The following is a 16,873-nucleotide window of genomic DNA, read 5'->3' as shown; positions in this document are numbered from 1 at the left end:
CTCTCGCCGGAATTCATCCCATGATTGTAGGTTCGAGGTCATGCCTCCGTCACCCGTCCCCGCTGCGGCCGCCACCACCGCCGACGGATCGACCACCCAGGACAAGACCACCGCCGACCGATCGACCACCCAGGGCACGACCACCGCGCCGCGCCCCCACGGTGGCCTGCTGGTGCTGGTCGGGATGCTGCTCGTGGCGCTCAATCTGCGGGCCGCCGTCACCAGCCTCGGTGCCCTGCTCGACGAGGTACGCGTCGGCCTGGCCCTGTCCGGCACCCAGGCCGGCTTCGTCACCACCCTGCCCACCATCGCCTTCGCCGCGCTGGGGGCGGCCACCCCCTGGCTGGTCCGCCGACTCTCCGCAGCCCGCCTGCTGGTCCTGGGGATGCTGGCCCTCGCCGTCGGTCAGGTGTTGCGGGCGGTCACCGACTCCGCGGTGGTGTTCCTGCTCAGCAGCGCGCTCGCGCTGGCCGGGATCGCGGTGGCGAACATCCTGATGCCGATGCTGGTGAAGCAGTACTTCCCGCACCGCACCGGGCTGGTCACCGGGGCGTACACGATGGCGTTGGTCACCGGCACGACGGCGGCTGCCGCTGCGGCGGTGCCGGTCGCGCACGCCTTCGGTTCCTGGCGGGCGGGGCTGGGGGTCTGGGCGGGGCTGGCGGCGGTCGCCGTACTCCCGTGGCTGCCGGCGGCGCTGCGTAGCCGGGGCGCCGCACGGCGCGCGACCCGGGGTGCCGCCGGCGCCCGACTGATCGTCCGCCCCGGCCGTACCCGGCTCGGCTGGGCGATGGCGGTCTACTTCGGCACCCAGTCACTCAGCGGGTACGCGATCATGGGCTGGTTGGCCCAACTCTTCCGGGACTCGGGTTTCCGGGCCCAGGACGCCGGACTGCTGCTCGCCGGGGTGACCGCCCTGGGGGTACCGATCGCGATGTTGATGCCGACCCTGGCCGGCCGGATGAGCAACCTGCGTCCCCTGGTGTTCGCCCTGACGGCCGCCTCGACGGCGGCCTATCTGGGCCTGGCGTTCGCGCCCCGGGACGCGGCCCTGCTGTGGGTGCTGCTGCTGGCCTGTGGCCAGGGGGCGTTCCCGTTGATCCTGACCACCATCGGGCTGCGGGCCCGTACCGCCGACGGCACGGTGGCCCTGTCGGCCTTCGCGCAGAGCACGGGATATGTGATCGCGGCGTTGGGGCCGCTACTGGTCGGCATCCTCTACGAGGCCACCGGAGGCTGGACGGCGCCGCTCGGGCTGCTGCTGCTGGCTCTGGCGGTGCAGACGGGGGCGGGAATGGTCATCGCTCGTCCCGGATACATCGAGGACGAGCGCTGATGGGTCGGAGTCAGGAGGTGGCCGGGGTGGCCTCGCCCGCCACCGCCTGGTCGACCGTGGGGTAGGTGTGCAGCACCTCCACCAGGCCACTGACCTCAAGGATGCGCAGCACCCCGCGCTGCGGTGCGGCCAGCCGGACCACTCCGCCGGCCTCGTCGCAGCTGTTCTTGGCGCGGACGAACACCGACAGGCCGGTGGAGTCGCAGAACGAGACCTCCGACAGGTCGAAGACCAGCCGGCTGCGCCCCTTGTCGAGCAGGTCGGTGATCTGGTCCTGCAACTGCGGCGCGGTGGCCATGTCCAGTTCGCCCGCGACCGCCACAACGACCATGTCACCGCGCTGTTCCGTGTGCACCGTCAAGGACATTCGCCAGACCTCCTGTTTATCGGTGGAACGGTATCCCACCGGAGCCTCGGTACGCAGAACGGGCACGAGATCGAGTGCCCGCCGACCTTCACTTGCTGTGGGGCAAGTAGTTTTCGGGTCGGCGGTGATAGAGTCCGGCCGGTCCGGTTCGAGGGGGTTATGTCATGGCGTTGAGCACTGACGAAAGCGGCCGGCTGGCTGGTCTGCTAACCAGCCATGTCGATCAGGTCACGCAACGGTGGACCGAGGTCGTCGCGGCGCAGCTTCGTGGCCGTCTCAGCCAGACCGAACTGCGTCAGCAGGTGCAGGAGCTGCACCGCGCCCTGGTCGACGCGCTCGGCAAGGGCGCCGCCGACCTGGCCGCCGAGGAGGCCACCGAACTGCGTGCGGTCCTCGCCGAACTGTCCCGGGGGCAGGCCCGCCAGGGCTTCTCCGCCGCCGAGACCGCCACCGGTGTGTTCGCCCTCAAGGACGCCCTGTTGAGCGTGATGGAGACCGACGAGAGCGCCGGGACCCTGCGCGACTACGTAGCCTTCGGCACCCTGGTCGACCAGATGGGCCTGTTCACCTTCGAGAGCTTCGTGCGGACCCGGGAGAGCCTGATCGCCGACCAGGCCGAGCAGTTGCTGGAGCTGTCCACTCCGGTGGTCAAGCTCTGGGAAGGCGTGGTGGCGGTGCCGCTGGTCGGCACCCTGGACTCGGCTCGCGCCCAGGTGGTCATGGAGCGACTGCTGCAGACCCTGGTGGACACCAGCTCGCCGTACGCGATCATCGACATCACCGGGGTGCCGGCGGTGGACACCCAGGTCGCCCAGCACATCCTGAAGACCGTGGTGGCCGCCCGGCTGATGGGCGCCGACTGCATCATCTCCGGCATCCGACCCCAGATCGCCCAGACCATCGTCGCGCTGGGCATCGAGTTCGGTGACATCGCCACCAAGGCCAGTCTGGCCGACGCGCTGCGCCATGTGCTGCGGCTCACCGGGGTCGAGACCGGCCGCCGCCAGCCGCGTCGGGAGGCGTGATGGAGCGGGTGCCGATCCTCAAGATCGGCGACAATCCTGCTGGTCTCCATCCAGGTGGACATGTCCGACCAGACGGCCATCGCCCTCCAGGAGGACCTGGCCGAGCGGATCGTCGCCACCGGCTGCCACGGGGTGATCATCGACATCACCGCGCTGGACATCGTGGACTCCTTCGTCGGACGGATGCTGTCCACGATCGCCTCGATCTCCCGGGTGCTCGACGCGGAGACGGTGGTCGTCGGGATGCGTCCGGCGGTCGCCATCACCCTGGTCGAGTTGGGACTGTCCCTCAACGGCATCCGTACCGCGCTGAACGTCGAGCGGGGCATGGAACTCATCGCGGCCAACCGCGACGACCAGTACGACGAGCATGACGAGGGTCTGGACCCCGAGCTGACGGCGTCGCCGTGACCAGCGGGGTCGACCTGAGCCGGCCGCAGGCGCAGACGGTCGGCAGCGACGAGGACGTGGTACGCGTCCGGCAACTGGTGCGTACGGTGGCGGTGGCCGTCAAGCTCTCCCTGGTAGACCAGACCAAGGTGGTCACCGCGGCCAGCGAACTCGCCCGCAACACCCTGGTCTACGGCGGCGGTGGCACGGTCGAGGTGGCCGTCGTGGACAACGGCCGCCGTCCCGGCATCAGCATCGTCTTCGCCGACTCCGGCCCCGGCATCGCCGACCTGGACCTCGCCCTGACCGACGGGTACACCACCGGTGGCGGTCTGGGCCTGGGCCTCAGCGGGGCCCGGCGGTTGGTGGACGAGTTCGACATCCAGACCGCGCCCGGTCAGGGCACCAGGATCACCATCACCAAGTGGTCCCGGTGACGGCCGAACCGGTCTCCGACCGGGGCACCTGGTTCCGGGTGGAGACCGGCAGCGCCGGCAGTGCGGTGCGACGGGCGGCCGAACGCCTGGGCGCGCAGTTGGGGCTGCCGGACAGCCGGATCGCCGACCTGGCCATCGTCACGGCGGAGCTGACCAGCAACCTGATCAAGCACGCCGACGACGGGGTGCTGCTGCTCCGGCCGGTACGCCGCGAGCTGGACGCCGGGGTGGAACTGGTAGCGGTCGACTCCGGGCCCGGCATGGCCGACCTGACCGACTCCGCCCGCGACGGTCACTCCACCACCGGCACCCTGGGTATCGGCCTGGGGGCGATCGTCCGGCAGGCCAGCTGGTTCGACGCGTACTCGCGGCCGGGTCGAGGAACGGTCATCGTCGTGCAGGTGTTCGCCGACCCGGTGACCGAACGGCCCTGGGCCGGCGGAATCACCCGGCCGCTGACCGGGGAGACGGTCAGCGGAGACGGATACGCCTGGCGGATCGTCGGCGTACGCCGTCAGCTGCTGGTCACCGACGGCCTGGGGCACGGGCCGTTGGCCGCCGCCGCCACCGACGCCGCCCTTGCCGCCTTCCGGGCCGCCCCGGACGCCGCCCCGGCCGAGGTGGTCGGCCACCTGCACCGGGCCCTGTCGCACACCCGCGGCGCGGCGCTGGCCGTGGCCGAGCCGGACCCGGCGACCGGGTTGCTGCGGTACGCCGGATTGGGCAACATCAGCGGGGTGGTTGCCACCGGGGACGGTCGGCAGCGGGGGCTGGTCTCCCTGCCCGGCATCGCCGGACATCAACGCCCGGCCATCCGACAGTACGAGTATCCGTTCGACCCCGGCAGCCTGCTGGTCATGCACAGCGACGGGGTGGTCGACCGCTGGCGGCTGGCCGACCAGCCCGGACTGTCCGGGCGGTCACCGTTGGTGGTGGCCGCCACCCTGTTGCGCGAGGCCGGCGTCCGGCGCGACGACGCCGGTGTGTTGGTGGCGAGGTCCTGGTGATGAACGCCGAACCGCTGTTGCAGATGACCCTGCGGGTGGAGCAGGACATCTTCGTGGTTCGCCAGCGGGGCCGGGAGGTGGCCACCGCGGTCGGCCTGGAGCACCAGGACCAGGTCCGGATCGCCACCGCCCTGAGCGAGGTGGCCCGGGATCTGCTGCGCAGTGTCGGCGGCGCCGATGTGGAGTTCGCCATCGCGAACACCCCGGACGGGCGACACCACCTGTGGGTCGACCTGGTCCCGGTCGGCCCACTGCCGCAGGGGCGGTACGAGCCGCAGTCCGGTGCGGTGGCGCGCCTGGTGGACACGTTGACCGTGGTGGCTCCGGCGGGGGATACGGTCGTGAGGATGTCACGACGTATCCCGGCCACCGCGCAGTCGCTCACCCCACAGGGCCTTGAGCAGTTGCGGGCCCAACTGGGGCAGAGCGCACCGGGGACCGCGGAGGAGGAACTCGCCGCCCAGAACTCGCAGCTGATCGCCGCCCTGGACGAGGTACGCACCCAACGCGACGAACTGGCGCGGCTCAACGAGGAACTGGAGCAGACCAACCGGGGCGTACTGGCGCTCTATCATCAGCTCACCGACGAGCTGGAGGAGACCAACCGGGGTGTGGTGGCCCTGTACGCCGAGTTGGACGACAAGTCCGTGCAGCTGCGCTCGGCCAGCGAGTCGAAGAGCCGGTTCCTGGCCAACGTCAGCCACGAACTGCGGGCACCGGTGACCGCGATCATCGGGCTGGCCCGGTTGCTCACCGATTCCGCCTCCGACCCCCTGACAGTGGAGCAGGAACGCCAGGTCGGCCTGATCCGATCCTCGGCCTCGGATCTGCTCTCGCTGGTCAACGAGCTGCTGGATCTGGCCAAGGCGGAGTCCGGTCGACTGGAACCGAACTGGACCGAGGTGGACCTGCGGGCCCTGTTCGGTCAGCTACGCGGCACCCTCCGGGCCCTGCACACCGCCTCCGAGGTGGACCTGGTGGTGGAGGAACCCCCCACCCCCGCCACCATCCGTACCGACGAGATGCTGCTCGCCCAGGTGCTGCGCAACCTGCTGCACAACGGTCTGAAGTTCACCGCCCGGGGTGAGGTGCGGCTGCGCGCCGAGCGGTCCGGCGACAGCTGGAGACTCGTCGTCTCCGACACCGGCGCAGGCATCCCGGCGGAGTTGCAGGACCGAGTGTTCGAGGAGTTCTACCAGGTGCCCGGCCCCTCCCGGGTCGGCGGCACCGGCCTGGGTCTGCCGTACGCCCGGCGGTTGGCCACCCTGCTGGGCGGCACCCTGGAACTGTCCAGTGAGGTCGGCCGGGGCAGCACCCTGACGGTCACCCTGCCAGCGAACGGGATGTGACATGGACTCCCCGCCGACCGTGCTGGTGGTCGACGACAGCCGGACCAAGCGCTACCTGCTGGTGAACTGGCTGACCCGGGCCGGGTTCACCGTGATCGAGGCCCAGAACGGCGGCGAGGCCCTGCGTCAGGTCGAGGTGGATCCGATCGACCTGGTGGTTCTCGACGTGCGGCTGCCGGACCTCAGCGGGTTCGAGGTCTGCGAACGGATCAAGTCGGTCCGCCCCGCCCTGCCGGTGATTCACGTGTCCGCGCACGCCATCGACACCGCCGACCGCGCCCAGGGCCTCACCCGGGGGGCGGACGCGTACCTGGCGGAGCCGATCGACCCGGAGGAACTCGTCGCCACCGCCCACGCGGTGCTGCGCTACTACCAGGCACGGCAGCGCGCCGAACTGCTCGCGGAACGACTCACCGGGCTGGCGGACACCACGGTGGCGGTACACGCCGCGCCGAACTTCGCCCGGCTGCTGGAAGCGGCGGCGGCCGGCACCGCGGAGATCTTCAAGAGCCCCGCCGCGGTGATAGCCGAGACCTTCGACGGCGACTGCATCGCCGGGGTCTGCGCCGGCCCGGGTGCCCCCAGCCGCATCGTGCCGTGGGTCGTCGACGACAGCGACACCCCGGTCGGCGCCACCGTCCGGGTGCAGGACCCGGCCGACTGGGCCCTGGTGGACTGGCCGGCGGGGGACACCGTGACGGTGGCCGCCGGTCGGCTGCGCGATGACCGGGCCCCCCTCTATGTCGTGGTGCCGACCGCCACCCAGACCGCCCGTACCCCGGTGCTTCGTCAACTGGCCCAGGCGGTGGCCTCCGCGGTCGAGGCCCAGCGATCCTTCGACGAGGAGCACCGCATCGCGGTGACCCTGCAACGCAGTCTGCTCCCGCAGCGCATCCCGACGATCGCCGGGCTGGATCTGGCCGTCCGCTACGAGCCCGCCAGCGCCCGTACCGAGGTGGGGGGCGACTTCTACGAGCTGGTGATGCTCGACGGTCACCTGCTGATGGCGATCGGCGACGTGGCGGGCCACTCGCTGCACGCCGCGACCGTGATGGCCGAGCTGCGGCACGCACTGCGGGCGTACGCGGTGGAGGGGCACCAGCCGGGTGAGATCCTGCACCGGGTCAACGAGCTGATGCGTACGCTGCTGCCTACCGAACTGGCCACCATCTGCGTACTGCTGCTCGAACCGGCCACCGGGCAGGTCCGACTGGCCAGCGCGGGTCACCTGCCGCCGTTGATCAGCATGGACGGGAAGACCGAGTACGTGCACCACTCCGCACCCTTGCTAGGGGTACGGGCACCGCGCCCTGCGGACCTGGAGTTCGTGCTGCCGCGCGGGGCGACCATCGTCTTCTACACCGACGGCCTCATCGAACGGCGGGACGCCACCATCGACGAGGGGCTGACCGCGCTGGCCGGGTCTGCCGTGCGGGTGGACGCCGACCTCGACCGATTCTGTCAGCGGCTGCTCGACGAGCTGGCCCCCGACGAGATCCAGGACGATGTCGCCGTGGTGGCCCTCCGCCGGCGCTGAGCCGCCGGCACTGGCCGCAGACGGGTGGGCACTGGCAGGAAAGGTCAGGGCCGGGTACGGTCGAAACTGGTGCCCAAAGCACCACGTCGAGGTCGGCACTGCCGCGTGCAAGCTCTGTCCTCCCCGGCGCCGGATTGACGGTGGCAACCTCTCCGGCCCACAACAGGCCCTTCGCCAGGGCGGGGACCGAGTCATCTCATGGACGAACTGCTGCGATTCGACTATCGCGACATGCGGCCGGGCATCCGGCACGTGACCCTGGTCGGCGAGGCCGACCTGTCCACCATCGAGCAGCTTGAGCAGCGCCTCACCGCCTTCCTGACACCCCACTGGGTCGCCCAGCTGACGCTCAATCTGAAGAAGTTGCGGTTTCTCGACTGTGCCGCCCTCTCCGCGCTGTTGCGGGTCCGGACGGCGGCCATGGCACGGGGGCAACAGGTGACCGTCTTCGCCGCCCAGGGCGTTCCGGCGCGGGTCATCGCGCTCAGCGGCAGCGGACACCTGCTCAATTACCGCGGGACCGTCCGCATCGGCGGCACCGGCCGATCCCTCAGCCGCGACCTCGTCGCCCTCGGATGACAGCGGAGACTCAGGCGGGGTTGGCGCGCAGGTAGGTCAGGGTCGCCAGCACCCGACGGTTGGTGTCGTCGTCCGGCGGCAGACCGAGTTTGGCCAGGATGTTGCCGATGTGCTTGCCGACGGCGGCCTCGGTGACATGCAGCCGGGCGGCGATGGCCGCGTTCGACCGGCCCTCGGCGACCAGCACCAGCACCTCCCGCTCCCGTACGGTCAGGGCGGCCAGGGGGTCGCGCGGGCGGTTCAGCAGCCGCCGGACCACGTCCGGATCGACCACCGTGCCGCCCGCCAGGACGGTACGCAGGTTGTCGACGAACTCGGTGACCTCGGCGACCCGGTCCTTGAGCAGGTAGCCGACCCGCCGCCCGTCGGCGCTGTCCAGCAGCGCGGCGGCATACTCGGGCTGCACGTGTTGACTGAGCACGACCACGGCCAGGGCCGGCTGCTCGGTGCGTAGCTCGACCGCCGCGCGCAGCCCGTCGTCGCGGTGCCCCGGGGGCATCCGGATGTCGGTCACCACCAGGTCCGGCCGGTGGGTGCGGACCGCCTCCCGCAGCGCCGGGGCGGTGCCGACGGCGTCGAGCACCTCGAAGCCGAACCGGGTGAGCAGAGCCACCAGCCCTTCGCGCAGCAGCACCTCGTCCTCGGCGAGCACGACCCGGGTCACACCGACCACGGTAGTTCCACCCGCAGCACCGTCGGGCCGCCGGTCGGGCTTGACAGCAGGAGCCGCCCGTCGGCGGCGGCGACCCGGTCGGCGAGCCCGGTCAGGCCGGTGCCGTGGACCGGGTTCGCGCCACCCCGCCCGTCGTCGGTGACCTCGACGACCAGATCACCTCCGGTGTCGGTGAGCCGGACCTCGGCCCGGGTCGCCTCGGCGTGCCGGGCGACATTGCCGAGCGCCTCCGACACCACGAAGTACGCGATCGTCTCGGCCGCCTCCGGCAGGTGTCGCGGCAGGTCGGCGTGCACCTCGACCGGGACGGTCGACTCGTCGGCGAGTTCCCGTACCGCACCGGCCAGGCCCAGATCGGTGAGGCTCTGCGGGCGGATGCCCCGGACGATCTGCCGCAACAGCACCATCAGGCTCTTGGCCTGTTCATGCGCGATGTCCAGCGGCCGGGCTGCCGGCGAGTCATCGGGTACGTCCAGCCGGGCCAGACCGATCTGGAGGCCCAGGTTGGTGAGCCTGGGCTGGGCGGCGTCGTGCAGGTCGCGCTCGATGCGCCGACGTTCCGCCTCGTACGCGTCGACCAGGCGGGCCCGGGAGCGGGACACCTCGTGCAGCGCGGTCCCGTCAGAGACCAGCAGCCATCGGGTGACGGCACTCTGAGCGGCGGCGAGCGCACCGGCCGCGTACCACAGCACCGGCAGCAGCAGCACGCCGACGATCGCGTACGGTGCGGCCTGCGCGGGTGTCTCCGCGGTGTTCCAGAGCACCACCACCGTGTCGCCCGGCCTGACCATGAACGGGCTGACGATCAGCAGGACGTCCAGCGTCACGAGGACAGCGAAGAGCCAGTACGCCACGGGCACGGCACCGCCGAGGAAGAACAGGTAACCGGCCTCCCGCCAGGCCGCGCCGGTGGTGTACCGGGCGGTGAGACCACGCCACGGCACTCGCGGCAGCGGACGGTCGTCGATCAGGCCGAGCCGGTAGCGTTCGAACGCCGACACCGGGACGCTGAGCAGCGGTGCCAGCGCCAGTATGGTCAACGCGCCGATGGCCAGGGCCACGCCGAGCGCCAGCGACACCTGCCGCCCGTCGCGTACCGCGTTCATGGCGGCAACCAGCGGCGCCAACACCACGAGCAGCCCGAGCGAGAGTACGCTGGCCAGCGGCACACTGGTCAGCAGATAGGCCAGGCCTCGCCACGGCCAGCTGGTCAGCGGATATCGGCGATGGCGCAGGGCCTGGGCGAGGTGGGTCGCTGGTACCGGTGTCATGCCGACGACGCTATTGAACGGTCTGTCGCGGCCCCAGCCGACTGGATCCACCGACTGGGGTATGCCCAGCCCTACCTGAACCGTCCACCATGTCGGCCCGTTGGTGACGGCATGTGGATACGGATGCAGGAACTGCCCAGAGAATCGTCCCCCGGGTTGCTCGACGCGCAACGAGCCCTGGACCGGGATCTCCGGCTCGCGGTGGAGAACGATCGCGCGAGTCGCGGGACCGATCGTGGCCCGGCCGACGGCCCGCCGCAGCTGAGCGAACGTCAGATCAAGAAGGCCCGTGACCTCGCTGCGAGCCGGGTCGACGATCACCTGAAGGACGGCCGGTCAGGCTGGCTGGACGTTGTCTTGCAGCGGTTTCTGCGCCTGTTGCGCCGCTTCGAGACCAGCGAGTCGGTGCCGACGCCCCGAACCGCCGCTGCGGCAAGGCAGGCCGGTGCCGGGGGGCAGAGCCCGCAGGCGTCAGATGATCATGCGCGGGGGGTCGGGTCCAGTGAGCCGACACGCGGGTCTGAGCGATCCGCGGCGAACCGACCGGACGGTGGGACGCAAAGCTCCCAGCCACCCGCACCCGGTAAGGACGAGTCGCCCCCCGCGCCTAGTCAGCCGGCACCGGAACCCCGGAAGCCCATCACCGATGCGCAGGTGGAGAGCTGGAAAGCGACCCTCAACGAGGAGGAGAACCTGCTCCAGCACGAGAAGGAACGACTACAGCAGGCCATCGCCGCCGCGTACCTCGTCTCCGGCGACCCTGACCTGCAGAGACTCTACGAGGATCCCCGGCAGATGCAGGATGTCGCGAGAATGGTCGCGCTGGCCGACTGGGTCGCCGACCGGTACGACAGGAGCCCTCGCCCCGACGAGCAACAGGAGGCCACGCACACCCCGTCCGCGAGCGCTCGAACGACACCTGTGCGGACGTACGACGACGACCATCCGGCGGTGAGCCCGCCGGGGACTCCTGCCCGGACGTCCGTCGCCGGACAGCAGGTGGCGGAGCGGGCAGCGCGGCCAGAGCGGGTCCCGTCCGGTAATCCACACCTCGCGAGCCTCACCAGCTCGCACAGCCCGACTCGGCCGGCGGGAAGCCCGCCCCCACGACCGGCGACTCCTTATTCCCCCCGGCCGGACCGTACGTCAGGTCAGGGCAGGGGGCGCAAATGAGCTTCTCTCCGGCAGGCCCCGGAGGGTGGCGGCGCGGCGCCGGCAGCGGGTGAGCGGCCGGCGCCGCGGAGAGAGGGCTACGGGACCGGTCAGGCGCGACCCAGGCGGTCCAGGGTCCAGGCGTTGATGAACGCCTCCTCCCGCCAGGCGTCGTAGCGTCCACTGGGGCCGCCGTGTCCGGCCTCCATCTCGGTCTTGAGCAGGTAGTCACCCTGGGGGGCCACGGTGCGGAGCCGGGCGATCCACTTCGCCGGCTCGTGGTAGAACACCCGGGTGTCGTTCAGGCTGGTCATCGCGAGGATCGCCGGATAGTCCAGGGGCGCCACATTCTCGTACGGGGTGTACGACTTCATGTAGGCGTACACCTCCGGGTCGGCCAGCGGGTTGCCCCACTCCTCCCACTCGGTGACGGTCAACGGCAGGGAGGGGTCGAGGATCGTGTTGAGGGCGTCCACGAAGGGCACCTGCGCGACGATGCCGGCGAAGGCGTCCGGGGCCAGGTTGGCGACCGCGCCCATCAGCAGGCCCCCGGCCGAGCCGCCCCGCGCGACCAGCCGGTCCGGTGCGGTCCAGCCGGCCTTGGCTAGGTGCCGGGCGCAGGCTACGAAGTCGGTGAAGGTGTTCTTCTTGGCCAGCATCTTGCCGTGGTCGTACCAGCGTCGGCCCAGTTCGCCGCCGCCCCGGATGTGGGCCACCGCGAAGATCACCCCACGGTCCAGCAGGGACAACCGGGCTACCGAGAACCAGGGGTCCATGCTGGCCTCGTACGACCCGTAGCCGTAGAGGACGCAGGGGGCCGAGCCGTCGCGGGGGGTGTCCCGACGGTAGACCAGGGAGATCGGCACCCGGGTGCCGTCGTCGGCCAGGGCCCACTCCCGCTGCTGCTCGTAGTCCTCCGGCTGGTAGGGCCGTCCGTCCGGGCCGGGCAGCACCGGACGGCGCCGCAGCAGGGTCAGCTCCTGGGTGGCCAGGTCGTAGTCGTACACCGAGTCGGGGATGAGCAACGAGGTGTAGCGCAGCCGGAGCCGGCTCGTGCGGTACTCCGGGTTGCCGTCCAGAGCCACGGTGTGCAGCGGTTCCGGGAACTCGATGTCGTGGGCCTCGCCGCCGTCCAGCGGCACCACCCGTAGGCCGGTCAGGCCGTTGCTGCGCAGAGTGATCACCAGGTGGTCGGCGAAGGCGTCGACCGATTCCAGCCGGGTGCCGGGGGAGTGCTCGATCATGGGCACCCAGTCGCCCGGGGCGTCCGCCGAGGTGTACGCCAGGGCGAAGTCCTCGGCGCCGTCGTTGTGCAGGATCAGGAACCGGTGCCCGTGGTGCTCCACGGAGTACTCGACGCCCTGCCGACGGGGGGCGATCACCGCGGGTTCACCGGTCGGGTTGTCGGCCGGGATGACCCGTACCTCGCTGGTGATCTTGCTGGCGATGTCGATCAGGATGAACCGCTCCGAGCGGGTCAACTCGACCCCCACCCAGAACCGTTCGTCCTCCTCGGCGTGCACGACGACGTCGTCGGCGGCGGCCGTACCGATGAGGTGGCGCCAGACCCGGTGCGGCCGCCAGGCCTCGTCCACGGTCACGTAGAACAGCACCGAGGCGTCGGCCGACCAGGCCGTGCCGTAGAAGGTGCCCGGGATCTCGTCGGGCAGCAGTTCCCCGGTGGTGAGGTCCTTGATCCGCAGGGTGTACCGCTCGTCGCCGGAGAAGTCCGTGGAATAGGCCAGGAAGCGCCCCTCGGGGCTGACGTCGAAGGCACCCAGGGCGAAGAAGTCGTGCCCTTCGGCCAACAGGTTGCCGTCCAGCAGGATCTCCTCACCCTCCAGCGGGGCACCGTCGGCGCTGATCGGGGGGGTGGTCTCGCCGTCGCGGACGGCCCGCCGGCAGTGCACGCCGTACTGCCGGCCCTCCTCGGTGCGGGTGTAGTACCAGTACCCGCCCTTTCGGGTCGGTACCGACAGGTCGGTCTCCTGGGTGCGCCGACGGATCTCCTCGAACAGTTCGGTACGCAGCCCGGACAGGTGGGCCGTGCGCTGCTCGGTCCAGGTGTTCTCGGCCTCGAGGTAGGCGATCGTGTCCGGGTCGTCCTTAGCGGCCAGCCAGGCGTACTCGTCGACGACGGTGTCGCCGTGGTGGACTCGCTCGGTGGGAACCCGCTTAGCCACGGGTGCGGGGGTCTCGGTGGTCACGGCGTCACGTTACCGGCCCTGCTCCGCTCCCGTACGTAGCAAAGACCTACCGAATCGTTCGAACAGATGTACGATCGCGGCATGGTGCCAGCACGTTCCACCGGCGGTTCCGGTGCCCTGGACATCGCCCGCCGCCTGACCGAGATCTGCGGTCCCCGCTTCGCCCGGTTCGCCGGCCCGGCCGACGAGGTGGCCGGGCGCCCGGCCCGCTGGGTGGCCGTGCCCGGCGATGCCGAGGCGGCCGCCCGGGTGCTCCAGCTTGCCGCACGACACGACCTGGCCGTGGTCCCGCGCGGCGCGGGGACCAAGATCGACTGGGGTGCCCCGCCGGAGCGGTTGGACATCATGCTGGACACCGGGCGACTGGCCGGCATCGGGCACCGGCCGCCCGGCCAGCGCACCGCCGAGGTCGGCGCCGGCACCCCCCTGCGCGCGGTCCAGGCCACCCTGGAACGCACCGGTCAACGCCTGGCGGTGGACGCCCCCTCGCCCGGTGCCACCGTGGGTGGGGTGCTCGCCGCCGACGAGGCAGGTCCGCTGCGGCACCGGCACGGCACCGCCTGCGACCAACTCGTCAGCCTGCGTTACCTGGCCGCCGACGGGCAGTTGACCGAGGTCGACGGCGGGGCCGCCGGGCTGGCCCAGGCCCGGCTGCTGTGCGGCTCGGAAGGGGCCCTCGGCGTGCTGGTCAGCGCAACCCTGCGGGTGCAGGCCCTGCCGGCCAGCCGGGTCTGGGTGACCCGACCGGTGTGGACCCCCCTGGAGGTGCACGACCTGATCCGGGCGGTGCTCGCCGCCCGCCTGGAACCGGCCGCGATCGAGCTGGACCTGCCGGCCGGGGGCAGGGACCGCCCACAGTGGGACCCTAGGACCGCCGCGATGGCCCGCCATCCCTCCATGACCGGTCGGTCCCCGGCCAGCCCGGGAGGAGCCGGGTCGCTGGTGGTGCTGCTGGAGGGCGGCCCCTCCGAGGTGGCGGAGCGGAGCGACCGGCTGGTCTCCCTGCTCGGTGCCCGCACCACCGTGGCCCGGTCGGCTCCCGCCTGGTGGCGCAGCTATCCCTTCGCCCCGGGCGACACCGCCCTGCGGCTGGAGGTGCCCATCACCGATCTGCACGCGGCGGTGTACGCGCTGCGTGACGCGGCCGGGGCGCCGATTCCGGTCCGTGGCTCGGCCGGTCTGGGGGTGGTGCACGCCGCCCTGCCCGGGGTGCTGCCACCCGACCGGGTGGCGGCGATCCTGGCCGCCGTCCGCAGTGTGCTCCTGGCCCGTCAGGGCCGCTGCGTGGTGCTCTCCGCACCACCGGCCGTCCGGCGGGCGGTCGACCTCTGGGGCGAACTGGTCGGCCTGGCTCGGCTCCGCGCGGTCAAACAACACCTTGACCCGGCCCACCGGCTGGCTCCCGGCCGACTGCCCGGTGGCCTCTGAGCACCGCCCAGGGCGGCTTCGAATCAGCCGGCGTCGTTGCGCAGGACGAAAATGGCGATGTCGTCGCGGGGCTCCTCCACGGAAAAGTTGATCGCGGTGGCGCGCAGTCGGGCCGCCACCACGTCGGCGGGGTAGCCGGCCAGCGGGGTGGCGGCGTCGCGCAGCCGGCCGATGCCGAACAGCTCCCGACCGCGACGACGCTCGGTCACCCCGTCGGTGTAGAAGACCAGGCAGTCACCGGGGCCCAGGGTGAGCTCCGAGGATGGTGAGCTGATCGTGTCCAGCAGGCCCAGGGCGGTGCCACCGCTGCCGACGAAGGTGGCCGGCCCCCCGCCGGAACGCAGCAGCAACGGTCGATCGTGCCCGGCCAGGTGCAGCCCGACATCCAGCCGGCCGTCCGCACCGGGCGCGACCACGGCCAGGGCCAGGGTGCAGTACCGGCCGGCCCCCCGCTGCACCAGGGTCTCATTGAGCCTGGGCAGCAACTCCGGCAGCGGCTTCCCGTCACCGGCCAGCACCCGGATCACATCCCGGACCAGCCCGGTCACCGTAGCGGCCTGCACCCCCTTGCCGGAGACGTCGCCGATCACCACCAGCCAGCACCCGTCCGGCAGCGGCACCACGTCGTAGAAATCCCCGCCGACGTCGGCGTCCCCGCCGGTCGGGACGTACTCGGCGGCGAAACCGATGCCCTCCACCACCGGCAGCACCGGCGGCAGCAGGGACTGTTGCAGAGCCTGGGCTATCCGCCGCCGTTCGGCGTGGATGCGGGCGTTCTCGATGGCCAGCGCGGCCCGCCGGGCCACATCCTCCAGCACGGCGATCTCGTCCGGGTCGTGCCGGTGCCGCTGGTGTCGCCCCACGGCCAGGGTGCCGAGGCGCTGACCCCGGGCGATCAGGGGTACGGCGAAACCCTCCATCGGCACCCCCAGCGGGGTCTGGGTGCCGTTGCGGCTGGCCTCCCGCAGCCGGGCCTGGACGGAGTCCGGACCGGTCTGCCGCAGGATCGCGTGCAACTGCGGCAGCATCGCCTCGTCGGCGTGGGTGGCGGCGGCCAGGCGCAGCCGACCCCACTCGTCGGTGGTGTGCACCGCGCACCACTGACCGAGTCGGGGCACCACCAACTGCGGGACGAGGGCCATGGTCAGCTCCACGTCCAGGGACTGGGCTAGCAGCTCGCTGGCCTCGGCGAGGAAGGTGAGCCAGGCCTGTCGGCGTACGTCCGCGCGGCGCAGCCGGTCGTTCTCCAGGTGCAGCGAGAGCCGCTCGGCGGTCAACACCGCCAGCGGGCGGGCGTACGCGGTGGGCGCGGCATCAAGTTCCAGTTCCCCGGCGTACGGGCGGTGCACCGCCAACGGCACCCGGAGCAGGTCGTGACCGGTCCTGGGTGGGCGGCCGTAGCGGGCCAGCACCTGAGGTCCCTGCCCGTCCCCACGATCCAGCCGGACCACCCCTCCGGCGGCACCGACCATCTCCGCCACCCGGGTCAGCAGGTTCGTGGCGAAGTCGGGCAGCGGATCCTCGGCGTAGGGATCCGGCAGGGTCTGCATCAGCAGACTCATCGCCCCGGCGCTGGGGGCGGTGGTCGCTTCGGTGCCGGCCGGGTCGCCCTCCGTGGTCGTGGCGCCGTCCTCCGGATGGTGCCGGTCCAGCCGGAACCACACCCCCTTGCCGCTGGGCAGGTAGGTGGTGCCCCAGCGGCTGGCGAAGTGATCGACCAGCAGCAGTCCCCGGCCGCGTTCGGCCACCTCGGTGATCTCCGTTGCCGCGTTGCGTCCCCCGACCGTCAGGTCGTCCACCGGGCCGGCGGCGAAGTCGGAGACCGTCACGGTCAGCCCGGTGGCGTCCGCGCTCACCTCGACGTCCAGTTCGGTACGGGCGTGCTCGACGGCGTTCGTGGACAGCTCCGTGGTCAGCAGCAGCGCCTCGTTGAGCAGTTCGTCCAGGCTCGCCTCGGCCAGCACGGAGCGTACGACCGCTCTTGCGGCTGCCGGGGTACGTCGGTCAGCCGGCAGCCGGACACGTCGCACATGCTCCTTCGGGCCGCCGGTCGCCGCGGGCCCCGCCTCCGCTGCCACCCTCGTATCCTCCACGGACACCGGTGGTGTGCCAAAC

The 16,873-nt window shown here is 71.6% G+C and carries 13 protein-coding genes and 1 pseudogene; 9 read left to right on the top strand and 5 right to left on the bottom strand.

Annotation, left to right across the window (positions count from 1 at the left end; all coding sequences use genetic code 11):
* Nucleotides 1-40: 40 nt before the first annotated feature.
* The gene (locus OIE53_RS21325; protein ID WP_327023292.1) at nucleotides 41-1,336 is read left to right on the top strand and encodes an MFS transporter; all 1,296 of its coding nucleotides are present in this window, start codon (nucleotides 41-43) and stop codon (nucleotides 1,334-1,336) included.
* 10 nt (nucleotides 1,337-1,346) lie between these two features.
* Here the strand turns inward: OIE53_RS21325 and OIE53_RS21320 are convergent, their stop codons facing one another.
* Complete coding sequence (locus OIE53_RS21320; RefSeq protein ID WP_327023291.1) at nucleotides 1,347-1,703, bottom strand: STAS domain-containing protein; 357 nt, start codon at nucleotides 1,701-1,703, stop codon at nucleotides 1,347-1,349.
* Between the two features lie 164 nt (nucleotides 1,704-1,867).
* On the opposite strand from OIE53_RS21320, the gene OIE53_RS21315 reads away from it, so the two are divergent.
* From OIE53_RS21315 to OIE53_RS21285, 7 genes and pseudogenes are all read left to right on the top strand, one after another.
* Entirely contained in the window at nucleotides 1,868-2,728 is an 861-nt protein-coding gene (locus OIE53_RS21315) for an STAS domain-containing protein (protein WP_327023290.1), read from the top strand.
* Nucleotides 2,728-3,139: pseudogene (locus tag OIE53_RS21310) on the top strand (STAS domain-containing protein). Before OIE53_RS21315 ends, OIE53_RS21310 begins: the two are co-directional and overlap by 1 nt.
* The gene (locus OIE53_RS21305; RefSeq protein WP_327023289.1) at nucleotides 3,136-3,555 is read left to right on the top strand and encodes an ATP-binding protein; all 420 of its coding nucleotides are present in this window, start codon (nucleotides 3,136-3,138) and stop codon (nucleotides 3,553-3,555) included. The pseudogene OIE53_RS21310 and the gene OIE53_RS21305 overlap by 4 nt, the downstream one beginning before the upstream one ends.
* The gene (locus tag OIE53_RS21300) at nucleotides 3,543-4,562 is read left to right on the top strand and encodes a SpoIIE family protein phosphatase (RefSeq protein WP_327023288.1); all 1,020 of its coding nucleotides are present in this window, start codon (nucleotides 3,543-3,545) and stop codon (nucleotides 4,560-4,562) included. The genes OIE53_RS21305 and OIE53_RS21300 overlap by 13 nt, the downstream gene beginning before the upstream one ends.
* Nucleotides 4,562-5,911: a sensor histidine kinase gene (locus tag OIE53_RS21295; protein ID WP_327023287.1), complete on the top strand. Its 1,350-nt coding sequence runs from the start codon at nucleotides 4,562-4,564 to the stop codon at nucleotides 5,909-5,911. The genes OIE53_RS21300 and OIE53_RS21295 overlap by 1 nt, the downstream gene beginning before the upstream one ends.
* Nucleotide 5,912: 1 nt before the next feature.
* Nucleotides 5,913-7,448, top strand: coding sequence for a SpoIIE family protein phosphatase (locus tag OIE53_RS21290; RefSeq protein WP_327023286.1), 1,536 nt, complete (start codon nucleotides 5,913-5,915; stop codon nucleotides 7,446-7,448).
* A gap of 198 nt (nucleotides 7,449-7,646) precedes the next feature.
* Nucleotides 7,647-8,027: an STAS domain-containing protein gene (locus tag OIE53_RS21285; RefSeq protein ID WP_327023285.1), complete on the top strand. Its 381-nt coding sequence runs from the start codon at nucleotides 7,647-7,649 to the stop codon at nucleotides 8,025-8,027.
* A gap of 10 nt (nucleotides 8,028-8,037) precedes the next feature.
* On the opposite strand, the gene OIE53_RS21280 is transcribed toward OIE53_RS21285, so the two are convergent.
* The 3 genes from OIE53_RS21280 to OIE53_RS21270 all read right to left on the bottom strand — a co-directional run bounded on the left by OIE53_RS21280 (nucleotide 8,038) and on the right by OIE53_RS21270 (nucleotide 13,330).
* Complete coding sequence (locus OIE53_RS21280) at nucleotides 8,038-8,700, bottom strand: response regulator transcription factor (protein ID WP_327023284.1); 663 nt, start codon at nucleotides 8,698-8,700, stop codon at nucleotides 8,038-8,040.
* Nucleotides 8,688-9,971, bottom strand: a complete 1,284-nt coding sequence (locus OIE53_RS21275; RefSeq protein WP_327023283.1) for a sensor histidine kinase — start codon at nucleotides 9,969-9,971, stop codon at nucleotides 8,688-8,690. The genes OIE53_RS21280 and OIE53_RS21275 overlap by 13 nt, the downstream gene beginning before the upstream one ends.
* 1,262 nt (nucleotides 9,972-11,233) lie before the next feature.
* On the bottom strand, nucleotides 11,234-13,330 hold the full coding sequence (locus tag OIE53_RS21270; RefSeq protein WP_327023282.1) for a S9 family peptidase: 2,097 nt from the start codon (nucleotides 13,328-13,330) through the stop codon (nucleotides 11,234-11,236).
* 81 nt (nucleotides 13,331-13,411) lie between these two features.
* Here OIE53_RS21270 and OIE53_RS21265 point away from each other — a divergent pair, with 81 nt between their 5' ends.
* Nucleotides 13,412-14,758, top strand: a complete 1,347-nt coding sequence (locus OIE53_RS21265) for an FAD-binding oxidoreductase (RefSeq protein ID WP_327023281.1) — start codon at nucleotides 13,412-13,414, stop codon at nucleotides 14,756-14,758.
* A gap of 23 nt (nucleotides 14,759-14,781) precedes the next feature.
* On the opposite strand, the gene OIE53_RS21260 is transcribed toward OIE53_RS21265, so the two are convergent.
* Nucleotides 14,782-16,836 carry a SpoIIE family protein phosphatase gene (locus OIE53_RS21260; protein WP_327023280.1) on the bottom strand — a complete coding sequence of 685 codons (2,055 nt, stop codon included), beginning with the start codon at nucleotides 16,834-16,836 and terminating at the stop codon, nucleotides 14,782-14,784.
* Nucleotides 16,837-16,873 lie beyond the last annotated feature (37 nt).

This window comes from Micromonospora sp. NBC_01739 (assembly GCF_035920385.1).
Lineage (GTDB): Bacteria > Actinomycetota > Actinomycetes > Mycobacteriales > Micromonosporaceae > Micromonospora.
This window is presented reverse-complemented; position numbering and strand designations above follow the sequence as displayed.